Here is a 12,598-nt window from a genome sequence, read left to right on the forward strand (position 1 = left end):
AGATGTGTATAAGAGACAGAGTGAGGGAGGAGGAGCGAGCGGCGGGCGTGGCGCGCGAGGTGCGCGAGGGCAGCCGATCGTGCGGAGCGGCCGTGAAGGGCTTCGGGGACGGAGCTGCAGTGGGGGCAGACGAGTAGAGGGCCCTGAGCCTGGGGGCGTAGCTCGACGGTCCACGTGCGAGGTGCCAGTGGGCGTGTGGTGCACAGCCTCATCGGCCGAAGGTCCTTCTCTGCTGTCCACCGGGCTCGGATCCGAGTGATGCCCGCGGCGGGGGAGTGGAGTGCTGGCGGCACACCGTAGTGCAGACCTCTGCCCTGCGGAGTGGACCCGCCATCTGCGCAAATAGGGCAGACCTCTGCACTGACAGGGCAGGGGGCTGCACCATCGGATGGACGGGTGACGATCTTGCCGCCCGAACCGAACCTCGACGCGCTGCGCCACCAGCTCGCGCGACTCCGAGGCGACCGCGGCTGGACCTACGACGAGCTCGCCGAAAGAACCGCCCTGTCCAGGCGCACCCTCATCGAAATCGAGCAAGGCCGCACCATCGGATCCCTCGCCACCTGGCACGCCCTCGGCCACGCCTTCGACGTACCCCTCGGCGGACTCTTCGCCGCCCTCTGCGAAGGCCACACACCCCCCGGCGGAACGACGAAATAGCTCCACGCTCAAGTCTGATCGAATCACCTGAACCGGCTACCGAATGGGAACAGGAAAGCGCCCCATCGGACACCAGTAGCCATCCACTGAGCCGATCGATGGATCACTGGCGCGTGGACAGCATCACCACGGCGCGTCGCCTGGAACCTTCGCGACCATGCACCCCATCCACACCCCCCGCAGCCGTCACTGGGACGGCAGCCCGCACACGCAAGGCCGCCGCCGCACTCTGCGCGTAAGTGCCGACAGCCCCACCCGCCTCCTGCGCACAGCGCAACGAGCCGAATGCCGTGACTGCGGCAACCCGATCGACTTCCACCCCACCCTCACCCGACAGACCGTCCCACTCCACCCCACTGAACTGCCCACGGCGATCGTCCCCGCACCGCACCGCTGGCACGTCGCCTCCGGCATCGCACACCACGCGGGGGACGGAACCCCCTGGTGCCGCATCACCCACCCCACCCTGTGCCCCGCGCACACCACACCCCAACTGCTCCCACCCGCCCTCGACACGCTCCGACGACGCCTCGCCCTACGCACCCGCCGCCTCCTCGACGCCGGCGCCTTCACTCCCGGAGAGCACCCGGCCGCTGAACCTTCATCCGAGATGTTCTCGACCGGTCTGGCGGCGATGTAGCGGTTGTAGAGGAGCTGGACGACGGGGCGGGCGGGCCGGCAGGCGTCTTCCCGGAAAGTGGACCCTCACCCCCACCACACTCCACCCCACCCACCGACAGCGATCCCTGCCGGCGACCGCCATTGCCCTCTACGACCTGGGACACCTGCCCCACAGCGAGCAACGGCGCTGGCGCACCCAACACTGCACCGTCCACGCCACAGCCCAGAGCGCACCCGACCTCGCCCTCACCGAATGGGAACCCTTCGACCCGCTGCACCACCACGCCTTCCTCGCCACTCGCCTGCCAGGAACCGCCCAGCACCACCGATAAATGGCGTCCTCATCTGCTCGAGCCCGCCACGGTCAGCCCTCGCAGCAAGCTCAGCCCACCCCCTCGTCGAATCCGGAGCAGACCCCGATGTTCACCCCCACCGACGAACAGACACGAGCAGCCGACCACTTCCACACCGGCGACCACATGGCTCTCCAAGCCGGCGCCGGGACAGGCAAGACCTCAACCCTGGCCCTGCTCGCCAAGAGCACCCGCCGCCGCGGCCGCTACATCGCCTACAACCGCGCCATCGCCCACGACGCCACCACCCGATTCCCCAGCACAGTCACATGCAAAACCGCCCACGCCCTCGCCTACGCAGCCATCGGCCACCGCTACGCACGCCGTCTCGACGCACCCCGCCGCCCCGCATGGAAGACAGGACAAGACCTCGGGATCACCAAGCCCGTCCGCATCGCAGGCCACGACCTCATGCCGACCACCCTGTCCAACACGGTCATGCGCACCGTGACCCGGTTCTGCCACTCCGCAGACACCACGATCACCGACCACCACGTCCTACCCCTGCGTGGCCTCGACAGCCCAACCGCGCACAGTCAGCTCGCCGCCGTCGTCCTCCCGTTCGCCCGCAAGGCATGGGAGGACCTCCAGCGTTCCGACGACGGCGTCGTCCGATTCGACCCCGACCACTTCCTCAAGATCTGGTCCCTCACCAACCCCAAAATCCCCGCCGACTACCTTCTCCTCGACGAAGCACAGGACACCAACCCCGTCGTCGAGCACATCTTCAACAGCCAGCGCGACCACGCCCAACTCGTCCTTGTCGGAGACTCAGCACAGGCCATCTACCACTGGCGCGGAGCCAAAGACATCATGACCGGCTTCGACGGCACCCACCTCCCCCTGTCCCGGTCCTTCCGCTTCGGCCCCCACCTGGCCAGGGAAGCAAACCGATGGCTCACCATCGCCCAGGCACCCATCCGCCTGACCGGCACCGACACCATGCCCACCGAACTCGGCCCCCTCACCCACCCCGACGCCATCTTGTGCCGCACCAACGTCGGCGCCATGAAGCACGTCATGAACCACCTCGCCACCGGCACCCGCGTCGCCCTCGCCGGAGGCGGAGACAGCCTGCGCGCCCTCGCCCTGGCAGCCCGCGACCTCAAAGACGGACGCCGAACCCACCACCCCGAACTCGTCCTCTTTCCCACCTGGGGAACCGTCCAGGACTACGCCGCCCACGACCCCTGCGGAAGGGACCTCCAGCCCCTGGTCGACCTCGTCGACACCCATGGAACCCACGCCATCCTCACCGCAGTCAGCCACCTCACCACCGAGGAAAACGCACAAGTCACCATCTCCACCGCCCACAAAGCCAAAGGCCGCGAATGGGCACGAGTACAAGTTGCCGACGACTTCACCCCGCCCAAGGACACCGACGAGCAGGACAGCCAAGGCCGGCCCGTTCCAGGCCCCATCGACGATGGCGAAGCCCGACTCGCCTACGTCGCCGTCACCCGCGCCCGCACACAGCTCGACATCGGCGGCCTCGCCTGGATCGACACGCACCCCGACGGACACCCCGAGAACCCAAGCGAGTAAAGGCGAACGCTGAGAAGAGAACCTTGAAGCGCCCGTATCCCGGCCTCGGCCCATGAGTCTGTGGACCGGCCGCGCGTTGACGTACTGGGCGTGCCTACTCCATCGCACGATCGTGTCCCGTGACACCTGCCGGGCCTTCGCCGCCCGTCGGGACGCAACCATGTGTGATGCCGGCACGAGCGGGGCGCTGACAGAGAGACGATCGCCCACCGTCTTCGCCGAAGGCGGTGGCCATCTCCTGGCAGGGCCAGCCCTTCAACGAGTTCGGCCTGCAGATACGGCCGCAGGTGGCTACAGCAGATGCCGGTTCGGTGCCGTCGCTCCCGCACGCGTCGAGGGCCTGGTCCAGACAGACAGCGACGTGACGGGGAACAGGCCGCTCGGCACGCTCAAAGCGACCGAGATGGGACCGGTCGTGTCGTTGGTGCGATGGACGATCGTGGCGTCGGCCTTCTTCCATACGCGCTCATTCCGGGACCACATGGGGGTGGCGTACTGCTGGCCGGCCCTGCCACCCCATGAGCCTGATGCGGGCCATCCAGTACCAGGACCGTGCTGATGTCCGGGCGCGCAGCTGCGGCCGTCACGATGTCCGCGGCCATCCGACCTCACCGGGCGTGCGCACTCGTTGGTTTCGGGCCGACGACTCCTGACAGCCTGCTGCGGCCGGTGACAGGAGCGCCGACTACGGTGGTCTGGTGCACAGATCGAATACTTCGGATACGCCCGGCGTGGTAGTTCAGCCCGACGCGTTGTTGCCTCTCCTGGGAACCGATGAGAAGGTCGTCGCCTTCTTTGCTTGGGTCGCGGACCTCGACGCGACGAACCCAGCCGACCATGAGCTGGAGGGCGGGGTTCGGCTTGCTTCCGGGGCTCGGCTGGAGCAGTTTGCACGGGCGGGCTCGGGGGATGCGTTCTGCTTCGTCGGTGAGGGCGGAGAGGAACGCCCGGTGGTGTACGTGAGCCTCGACGGCGAGGCCGGACCGGTCGCCCTTGGGCTGCTGGAGTTGCTGCGGTTGTGTCTGGTGGCACCGTGGTGGCGGGACGCTCCCGGGCGGACGGCCGCAGAACTCCAGGCGGTCGCCGACGAGTACCGGGCGGACATGCCGGACCTTGACCAGCGACGCGACGTTGCGGCCCGGGCGCTCGGCCTCGATCCGGCCGGGCTTCCGTCCGAGACGGAGGCGCTGGCCCGCCTCGTGGAACTCTCGCTGGGGCCGATCGCGCAGGCCTGTCTCGTCATTGGGTACGAGGGCAGTCCCTTCGACCCGCTGTTCAGCGCCCCGGCTGGCCCTGACCGGTAAACGGCCGCACAGGTGGCTACAGCAGATGCCGGTTGGGTGCCTTCGCTGCGTCGGCGTACTCGGTCAGCTCGATGACCGTGACACCGGCGCTCTGGAGGAGTTCGGTGCCCTGTGCTCCGGGGACGAAGGTGTCGGGTTCCCGCCATGCGGTGACGACACGGCGGATCCCGGCTTCCTGGATGAGCTGGGCGCACGGGCGGGGGCGTGAGGCGCGTTTCGCGCAGGGTTCCAGCGAGCTGTAGACCGTCGCGCCGGCCAGGCGCCGCTCATCATGGCCGAGTTTGGCGAGGGCGCCTTCCTCGGCGTGGTCGTGGGGGTCGTTCTCACGGGAGTAGCCGCGGGCCAGCTCGGTTCCGTCCTCGGCGACGATGATCGCGCCGACGCTGAACGCGGTGTCGGAGGGCGGGCACTGGGCGGCGAGTTCACAGGCGATGGCGAGCCAGGCCCGGTCGGTGGTGGTGGCCTCCTGGCCGGGGCCGGGCCTGCCACAGCCGGTGGGGGAGGGGTGATCGGTCATCGGGGCTCCGTGCTGATGTCTTTGGGCGCGTACCGCAGGAGTACCACGTCGCCGATCTGCCGTGTTTCCAGGAGCCGGAGCCGGGCGGAGGGCCCGCCCATGTAGTGAGCCGGGCCCAGCATCCGTACGGCGTCGCTCTGTCCGACCAGGAGCGGGGCGATGACGAGGTGGAGTTCGTCGGCGAGATGCTGTTCGAGGAGCTGGGTATGGATGGTGCCGCCGCCTTCGACCATCAGCCGCCGCACTCCGTACACGTCTGCCAGTACATCGAGTGCGACCGCCCATGTGGCGTCCTGCGGAACACCCTGAATGGTGGCGAGGCCTGCGAGCGCTTTGCCTGCCTTCTCGGCGGCTTTGCTGCCGACGGCCAGGACAAGCTTCTCGCCCCCGTGGTGCCAGAACTTCCAGTCCGGGTCGAGATCCCCACTCCCCGTGATGGTGATCTTCAATGGGTATTCCGGAAGACCTGCCGCTACCCGGGCGGCGCGCCTTGTTTCGGAGTTCACGAGGAGCCGGGGGTTGTCGGCGCGCAGGGTGCCGGCCCCGACGAGGATCGCGTCGACGGAGGCGCGTACGGAGTCGACGCGGTCGAAGTCCTGCGGGTTGGACAGCAGCAGCCGGCTCTCGCCGGGGCGGGTGTCGAGGTAGCCGTCGAGGGAGACTGCGGCGGACAGCAGGACATACGGACGGGACATGCGGCTCCAGACCATGGGCGGGAGGGACGGCGAGATCAGGCGAGGTGGAGAACGATCCGGTCGAGTGCTTCCTGGAACTGTGCGACGCCCGGTTCACGGGCTACGGGGGCAAGGGTGCGCTCGAGGCGGTCGAGCTGGCCGATGATGCGGCAAGGCGCGACGACCGTTTCCGCGTCGTCAGCACCGAGCCTGCCTGCCCGAACATCCCTGGGACCAGGTCCGCCAACGGGCTGGCTCCATCAGGTAGACCTCGTAGCGGTGGGCCGTCCAGTTGCTGTCCGACCAGGCCCAGGCGGCGATCAAGCCATCCGCGTCGTGGCCGCTCTCGCGGCCGACGGCTGCGGCGATTTGTCTCAGGCGTCTGGACAGTCCGCGGTCGAGGATGAGCGACCTCGGTCCATGGGCGGGCGGCACGGCGGTGCCGGTGAAGTAGAGGAACTTGGTGAAGAAGGCTGGCCCGAGCCCAGGAACCTGCCCCTGGAGCGTGGGGTAGGCCTGTGGTGGGATCTTGTGGAGGGCGGCCGGGCCGCTGCCGCCGGGAGTGCCGCGTTTGCCCTTCCTCACATGTAGGCCCCGATCAGCGCCTCCCTGAACGCCTTCCGCCGTAGCGCGTCGGCGACGGCCGAAGCGACCTCCGCCCGGCTTACCGACGCGTTCCCGCTGACAGAGGTGGGCGCCAGCTTGGGCGACCACAGAGTGATCTGTGACCACCGGCTGGGCGGGTAGCGGACGGAGTGCGCGCCGGGTGTCCCGACCGCGTAAGCTGCCGACGCATTCGTTTCCTACCAGCGGCCCCGCGCTCATACAACGGCATCGGGCAGCAGGCGTGTGGCCATCTCGCGGTCCACCGCGTCCGCCCGTCCTGCCCATCCTGTTCGTTCACGAGCCGTTCCCTGCCTGATGTGCCGCCGGGCTTGGGTAGGACACCGCGGATTCCTTCGCTTCGGGTTGCTGCGGTACGTCCCCGCCCGGCACGAGCTCGGTGGCTGCCTGTTCCAGTTCCTGCCGGCGCAATTCGCCGCCCTCGATCAGGTACGTGTCGGGCAGGGGCCGGGCAGGCAGCCCCCAGGCGCGGGCGCGGGTCCGTACGCCGATGTCGCGGCTGACGACGACCACCTCCGCGGGAGCGACGGCCTGATGCAGACGCAGTGCCGAGGCCACCAACTCGTCGTCCGGTACGGGAAGACGTGCGTGCCCAGGCTCATCGGCCGCGATGAACACGGAGGTTCCGTCGTCCGCGGTCGCTTTTTCGGGCCCAGCTTCCAGCACCGACTCCAGCAGCCGGAATACGCCGCGCGCCCGCCGGGAGATCTTCTTGTCCCCGGTCTGGTAGCTTTTGGTGTCGATCTCGTCGACCACGACGTGCGGCACCATGACCGCGGTGCTCTTCCCGAACACCTTCTGCCAGGGGACCTTGTCGAACCGCGTGAAGTGCAGCGTGGTGTTCGTGTCCAGCACCGCGTACCGGACGGCACCGGCGCGCCCGTACCGCTCCTGCATGGCACGCACCCGATTGGCCACGGATCTGAAGTAGTCCTGCAGCTCGGCGATTTCCACGTACATCATCAGCCGGGCCTCGTCCAAAGGCGCAGTGAGGATCGCCCGGTAGCGCCCCGCACGCAACTGTCCCGCGATCTCCCTGTCGCTGAACCGCCGGTTGAGCTCCTCGGCAGCCTTCCAGGTCCACTCGTCGTACCGCTTGCGCACGGCCCGCATCTCGGCCTCGGCTTCCGCGCCCGTTTTCATCATGTGAGGAATCCGGATCGAGACGTCGTTGAGGCTCCCGGCCACGAGATCGTTATCCAGGAAATTGATTGCGTCGGTGCAGGTCGTTCCGGCTCTCAACATGACCTTGTTCTCTCCCCCCTCGAGACGGGGCTCGCTGCGCCCCGTCCGGCCCCATCCTGCCAGCGTTGCTTACGGGGCAGGGCCTTCCGGCGTAGGCGCGACCCGCGTCCACGGACGGCTACCGTCTTCCCATGGGTGCAGATGAGATAGAGCAAGCGCAGTTGGAGCAGGGTTGGAACTACGGTTACGGCTATGTCTGCGCCGGGTGTGTCGATGACGAGACCCTGGCCCGGAAGATCACAGCAGACGCGTGCGCGGACGAGAAGTGCGACTACTGCACGTGCACACCGGCAGCCCCCATCGATACTCTCCTGCAAGCATTCTTCGACGGGCTGCACACGGAATACTCCCTGGCCAGCGACGAACTTGCCTACTTCGGCGGCGAACTCGTGCCTCTCAACCGGTGGGAGGGCGACGACCTCGTCAACCAGTACGTGGACGTCTTGCATGGCGAAGAACTGCAAGAAACCATCCGCGAGGCGGCCCGTCACGACGATATGTGGGTTAAGCGTCACTTCATCGAGCCCCGCCAGGACGAGGCACTACGCGACGGATGGATGCGCTTCAGCCAAGAGGTGATGTACCGAACCCGGCATGTGTTCTGGCTGGCCCCACCCCACAAGGACTGTCTCTTAAATCCCTGCCGCCGCCATCCTCGACACCCTCGGCGACCTCCTTCCCCAGGTAGGCCTCGTCCACCAGATCCCGGCCGGGCATCGCCTGTGGCGCGCACGTGCCCACGCAGATCTCCAACAGCACTGGTCGGCAACTCTGCTGGGGACCGCTTCGCCTGCCCAGGCCCGACACCCCAACCGGATGAGCCCGGCAGGTATCCCTCTGTTCTACGGAGCCGACAGCCCTGGCACCGCTATCCAGGAAGTCGTCCGGCACGCCCCCGGCGCCAAGTTCGTGACCTACGCCGCATTTGAAACCACCCGCCCCTGCACGGTGGTCGACTTCACCCGCTTGGGGCCCGTTCCGACGATCTTCGACACCGACCGGGCACACCTGCGGCGGGCACTGATGTTCCTCCATGAGTTTGTGACGCGTCTCAGCGCCGATCCCGAGGACCGCGAGCACCTGGAGTATGTCCCCACGCAGATCGTCACCGAATACCTCTTGCGGGTCTTCGACCGGGAACGGCCCCTCGATGGACTGGTGTTCGTCTCTGCCGCAGGCCACGACGGGCTGTGCACGGTTCTGGACACCCCCCAGACCCACTGCCTCGAGCCGGGCGTCCCGGAACCCGACGAACACGCGGCCCTGCGCCTGGTTCCGGGCACCCTGCATGCAAACCAGCCCCTGCCCCCTCGCTCCCGCTGAGAAGAAACCGGGGCCGTCCACAGGCGGCTAACGGTCAACGCCCCCAGGGCCTGCACAGTGCTTCTCGCCGTACAACTGGGGCGGTGGGCCACTGCACGAAGCCGCTCTATGATCATCACCTTGATTCAGGCGGGGCGCAGACGCCAAAGCACCCCGCCCCCGATGTGAGGCAGGGACCGTGGGAGAGACTTGGAGTGCGCTAACTGTGGCCATTGTCGGTGTCGTCGGAACCCTGGGGGCAGCCCTGCTGACACAGCACAGAGCCGACCGGCTCAAGCGCCACGAACTCGAAGTAACCGCCCGCCAGCAACGCGAGGACCGCGCTCACGCCGAACGAGTCCGGCAGCAGGAAGCACGCATCTCGGCACGACGTGAACTGACCGACCTGCGACGGGCCTGCTACATCTCGCTCAACACCACGGCCCGTCAGTACCAGACCGCACAGATCAACCTCATGCATGCCCTGCGAGCCCGGGATGACGCAGAGACCCGGGCATGTGCCGAACAGCTCGAGGAACGGCGCCTGGCCTATCGAAGCACCTATGCCGAAGCGCAGATGATCGTGCCTGCTGCTGTGATGAGAGCCACCGGGGCGGCAAACCAGCAACTCAACCGCGCCTACGGCTTGCTGAAATTGATGCTGGCAGGCGGTCACCCCGACGGCGGTGAACTCAGCAGGCTGGAAGTGGAGACGGAGATGTCATGGGCGCTGCTGTCTGACCTGAGGGCTGCCATGCGCAGCGATCTCGGCGTGGACGAGGGCTCCGAAGAGTAGATTCCAGCGTCGGCATCGGGCACGAACTGCTTGACGGCCTCACCCGACGGGATTCGAGGGCGCCATGCCGAGCCCTGAGTAGTCAGCCTTGCCAGCGCGGCAGACCAGAAGGACCACGGCGACAGGCAAGGGCACGCACACACGGCACTGGGGGCCTGGATGCGCTGCCGCCACGGTGGCCCGCATGGACGACGCAATACCGATGTGGATCTGTGTAGTAAACGGCTCTGTCTCACTTGCGGTGGTGACGGAGAGCGATCGGCATCGTTGATGTTGTATGCATGGCATCAACGAGCTTGTGAGTACGGTGTTTTCGGGTTTGGCTCCGCTGGTCATCGAGGATGTGCGAGATGAGGGTCGGCGGATAGTGGTGCGCGCGCGGACGCCGTGCGGGACGGCCCGTTGCCCGGACTGTGGTGCTGGGTCGGGGCGGGTGCATGGGTATCACATACGGACCGTCGCGGACGTTGCGGTTGATGCCCGTCAGGTAGTGGTCAAGGTATGGGTGCGCCGCTTGGTGTGTCCGACCCCGGGTTGCCGCCAGACGTTCCGGGAACAGCTCTCCGGGGTCCTTGAGCGCTATCAGCGCCGCACACCACGGCTGTCCGCGCAGGTGGGGGCGGTGGTGCGGGAGTTAGCGGGCCGTGCCGGCTCGCGGACACTGTCCATGCTGTCTTCGGCCGTCTCCCGGCACACTGCCCTGCGCGCGCTGATGCGACTGCCGATCCCCGAACGGCCGGTGCCTCGGGTTCTGGGGGTGGATGACTTCGCGCTGCGCCGCCGCCACGACTACGCCACCGTCCTGATCGACGTCGTGACCCGAGAACGTGTGGACGTGTTGCCCGGCCGCACCGTTGAGGCGCTGGAGGAGTGGCTGCGTGAGCATCCGGGCGTTGAGTTCGTGTGCCGGGACGGCTCGGCCGCCTACGCCGAGGCGATACGCCGGGCACTGCCCGAGGCGGTGCAGGTGGGTGACCGGTGGCACATCTGGCATAACCTCGCCGAAGCCGTCCGCAAGGAGGTCGCCGCGCACAGCACCTGCTGGGCGAAGAGCGGCCCACCGCCCCGCGAGGGGGTGCAGGCCGCTACGACGCGTGAGCGATGGCATCACGTTCATGACCTGCGCACACGTGGAGTCGGCCTGCTGGAATGCGCACGCCGGCTGAACCTCTCGCTGAACACGGTCAAGCGCTACGACCGTGTCACCGAGCCGGAACGCCTCATCCGTGCTCCCAAGTATCGGCCCACGCTCGTGGACCCCTACCGAGATCATCTGCGGCGTCGACGCGAGCAAGACCCTGCCGTGCCCGTCCTGCACCTGTTGCGGGAGATCAAGGAACTCGGCTATCGCGGGAGTTCCAACCTGCTCCACAAGTACATCAACCAGGGACGTGTCGAAGCCGAACGCCCCGCGCTGTCCTCACGTCGCCTCGCCCGCTGCCTCCTCACCCACCCCGATCACCGCAAGGAACACCAGCAGGGACGGATCGAGGCCGCCACCACCGTCTGCGCGGAATTGTCTGCCCTCGCCACGTTGGTCAGTTCTTTTGCCGCACTGCTGAGACCCGTCGAGGGGAACGCGGAGCGACTCAGCACGTGGATTGCCACCGCGCACGCCGAGGAACTGCCCCACCTGCACGCCTTCACCCGCGGTCTCGAGCGGGACCGCGCCGCCGTGAATGCCGCTCTGACCAGGGCATATCACAATGGCGGAACCGAAGGTGTCAACAACAAAACGAAGCTGATCAAGCGACAGATGTATGGCCGGGCCGGTTTTTCCCTCCTCCGCCACCGCGTCCTTCTGGGATGACTTCACCATCCGTTACCACCGCAAGTGAGACAGAGCCACTCACCGTACAGACCCCGACTGGGAAGGGTTCGGCATGGCACCCCGTGGCTGGGACGCCGCGCTGCTGTACGCCTACGCCCTCGCCGCCCCGGCAACCGCTGACCGTATCCACCTGGCGCTCGCAGATGCCCTCGATACGGAAGCGGGCCACCAGGCATTGCTGGTCGTCGCGGCTGATCTCCTGCAGTCAGTCTCGCGCGGAGATCACCCTCAGCTCGCCGGACCGCTCCGGGAACTGATCGCGACGCTCCCCTGACTGCGTGATCCATCGCCTGTTGAACCACCTCGATGTCACCCGATAGCGCGGCAGACCCGGCCACTCGAGGAGCTGGTCGCGGCGCTGCTTGACTCTGCCTGCATGAGTCCCGTGCTGCCAGCAATCAGTTGAGCGGGGCCCGACTTACGCCATGGAAACGAAGGTGGTGCTGCGCCCCTGCGTCTTGGAATGCAAGGGGTGGGTGGGTGAGCGCGGCCGAGTGTGCCGCATCGAGCCCCATGCAGGCACCCAGAAGCGAACGAGTGTTCCGTGAGGTCCGCCGATACCTTTACAAGGCCCCGTACACGCGACTCTCGAACGCATCAACCCTCGATATTGATGCCGTAGCCAGTGGCCAGGCCGGCCAGACCGGTGTCGTGGCCTTGTCCGACCGCACGGGCCTTCCATCTGCCGTCGCGGCGGTAGAACTCTATCGCAACAGCAACCGTTTCCTGTCCGCTGAAGACTTCCGGAGTGAAGGACAGCCGGGCGCCAGATGGCTGGATGATCTCCGCTTCCCACATGGTGTCCTGGCCGAAGAACGCGCTGGGTTGGGCTTCGGAATCGATACTGACGACGACCGCCATGCTGCTGATGGTTTCGGGAACGAGACCCAGGTCAGTACTGACGGTGTCTCCGCTGACGCTGACTCCGTCTTGGCTCGGGTGGTTGTAGAACACGAGATCGTCATCGCTCCGCACTCTGCCACTACTGGTCAGCAGAACCGCAGACACATCCACGGGCGCACCATGGGCGACCACGTGTACGACCGTCGCCCCGGTCTCAACAGACACGGTTGCCCCCTTCACCAGCCTCTCCTGCCCCCCATCGGGCTGTCTCTTATACACATCT

The 12,598-nt window shown here is 67.1% G+C and carries 11 protein-coding genes and 2 pseudogenes; 9 read left to right on the top strand and 4 right to left on the bottom strand.

Annotated features, from left to right (window positions below; all coding sequences use genetic code 11):
• Nucleotides 1-396 precede the first annotated feature (396 nt).
• The 4 genes from IH13_RS0127665 to IH13_RS0127675 all read left to right on the top strand — a co-directional run bounded on the left by IH13_RS0127665 (nucleotide 397) and on the right by IH13_RS0127675 (nucleotide 4,483).
• Nucleotides 397-660 (top strand): helix-turn-helix transcriptional regulator, encoded by a 264-nt coding sequence (locus IH13_RS0127665; RefSeq protein WP_031088699.1) that lies wholly within the window; start codon nucleotides 397-399, stop codon nucleotides 658-660.
• A gap of 157 nt (nucleotides 661-817) precedes the next feature.
• A complete protein-coding gene (locus IH13_RS43620) occupies nucleotides 818-1,300 on the top strand; it encodes a DUF6083 domain-containing protein (RefSeq protein WP_158791342.1) in 483 nt (160 codons plus the stop codon).
• Between the two features lie 400 nt (nucleotides 1,301-1,700).
• Complete coding sequence (locus tag IH13_RS0127670) at nucleotides 1,701-3,179, top strand: UvrD-helicase domain-containing protein (protein ID WP_031088700.1); 1,479 nt, start codon at nucleotides 1,701-1,703, stop codon at nucleotides 3,177-3,179.
• A 698-nt stretch (nucleotides 3,180-3,877) separates the two neighbouring features.
• Entirely contained in the window at nucleotides 3,878-4,483 is a 606-nt protein-coding gene (locus IH13_RS0127675; RefSeq protein ID WP_234433414.1) for a hypothetical protein, read from the top strand.
• 19 nt (nucleotides 4,484-4,502) lie between these two features.
• On the opposite strand, the pseudogene IH13_RS38600 reads toward IH13_RS0127675, so the two are convergent.
• From IH13_RS38600 to IH13_RS0127690, 3 genes and pseudogenes are all read right to left on the bottom strand, one after another.
• Nucleotides 4,503-5,705 (bottom strand): annotated as a pseudogene (locus tag IH13_RS38600) (RibD family protein); the annotation flags it as partial.
• A gap of 167 nt (nucleotides 5,706-5,872) precedes the next feature.
• The gene (locus IH13_RS46225; protein WP_420713404.1) at nucleotides 5,873-6,565 is read right to left on the bottom strand and encodes an 8-oxoguanine DNA glycosylase OGG fold protein; all 693 of its coding nucleotides are present in this window, start codon (nucleotides 6,563-6,565) and stop codon (nucleotides 5,873-5,875) included.
• 9 nt (nucleotides 6,566-6,574) lie between these two features.
• Entirely contained in the window at nucleotides 6,575-7,543 is a 969-nt protein-coding gene (locus IH13_RS0127690) for a PIN domain-containing protein (RefSeq protein ID WP_082317729.1), read from the bottom strand.
• A gap of 131 nt (nucleotides 7,544-7,674) precedes the next feature.
• Between IH13_RS0127690 and IH13_RS46230 the strand changes: the two are divergent.
• The 5 genes and pseudogenes from IH13_RS46230 to IH13_RS0127710 form a co-directional block, all read left to right on the top strand.
• Nucleotides 7,675-8,142: pseudogene (locus IH13_RS46230) on the top strand (HEPN-associated N-terminal domain-containing protein); the annotation flags it as partial.
• Nucleotides 8,143-8,263: 121 nt separating this feature from the next.
• Complete coding sequence (locus IH13_RS0127695) at nucleotides 8,264-8,866, top strand: RES family NAD+ phosphorylase (RefSeq protein WP_267883889.1); 603 nt, start codon at nucleotides 8,264-8,266, stop codon at nucleotides 8,864-8,866.
• 205 nt (nucleotides 8,867-9,071) lie between these two features.
• On the top strand, nucleotides 9,072-9,641 hold the full coding sequence (locus IH13_RS0127700) for a hypothetical protein (protein WP_234433415.1): 570 nt from the start codon (nucleotides 9,072-9,074) through the stop codon (nucleotides 9,639-9,641).
• Between the two features lie 277 nt (nucleotides 9,642-9,918).
• Nucleotides 9,919-11,451 (top strand): ISL3 family transposase, encoded by a 1,533-nt coding sequence (locus IH13_RS0127705; RefSeq protein ID WP_031088706.1) that lies wholly within the window; start codon nucleotides 9,919-9,921, stop codon nucleotides 11,449-11,451.
• A gap of 73 nt (nucleotides 11,452-11,524) precedes the next feature.
• Nucleotides 11,525-11,746 carry a hypothetical protein gene (locus IH13_RS0127710; RefSeq protein ID WP_031088707.1) on the top strand — a complete coding sequence of 74 codons (222 nt, stop codon included), beginning with the start codon at nucleotides 11,525-11,527 and terminating at the stop codon, nucleotides 11,744-11,746.
• Nucleotides 11,747-12,069: 323 nt separating this feature from the next.
• Here IH13_RS0127710 and IH13_RS38605 read toward each other — a convergent pair.
• The coding region (locus tag IH13_RS38605) for a TerD family protein (protein WP_199814857.1) at nucleotides 12,070-12,598 on the bottom strand (529 nt) is incomplete at its 5' end.

The sequence above is a fragment of the Streptomyces sp. NRRL WC-3549 genome, from assembly GCF_000721935.1.
Taxonomy (GTDB): domain Bacteria; phylum Actinomycetota; class Actinomycetes; order Streptomycetales; family Streptomycetaceae; genus Streptomyces.

What these genes read in the sequence shown, in the direction of transcription:
- IH13_RS43620 (WP_158791342.1), top strand. Translation starts at nt 818, where the DNA reads ATGCACCCCATCCACACCCCCCGCAGCCGTCACTGGGACGGCAGCCCG.
- IH13_RS0127670 (WP_031088700.1), top strand. Translation starts at nt 1,701, where the DNA reads ATGTTCACCCCCACCGACGAACAGACACGAGCAGCCGACCACTTCCAC.
- IH13_RS46225 (WP_420713404.1), bottom strand. Translation starts at nt 6,565, where the DNA reads ATGGGCAGGACGGGCGGACGCGGTGGACCGCGAGATGGCCACACGCCT.
- IH13_RS0127690 (WP_082317729.1), bottom strand. Translation starts at nt 7,543, where the DNA reads ATGTTGAGAGCCGGAACGACCTGCACCGACGCAATCAATTTCCTGGAT.
- IH13_RS0127705 (WP_031088706.1), top strand. Translation starts at nt 9,919, where the DNA reads ATGCATGGCATCAACGAGCTTGTGAGTACGGTGTTTTCGGGTTTGGCT.
- IH13_RS0127710 (WP_031088707.1), top strand. Translation starts at nt 11,525, where the DNA reads ATGGCACCCCGTGGCTGGGACGCCGCGCTGCTGTACGCCTACGCCCTC.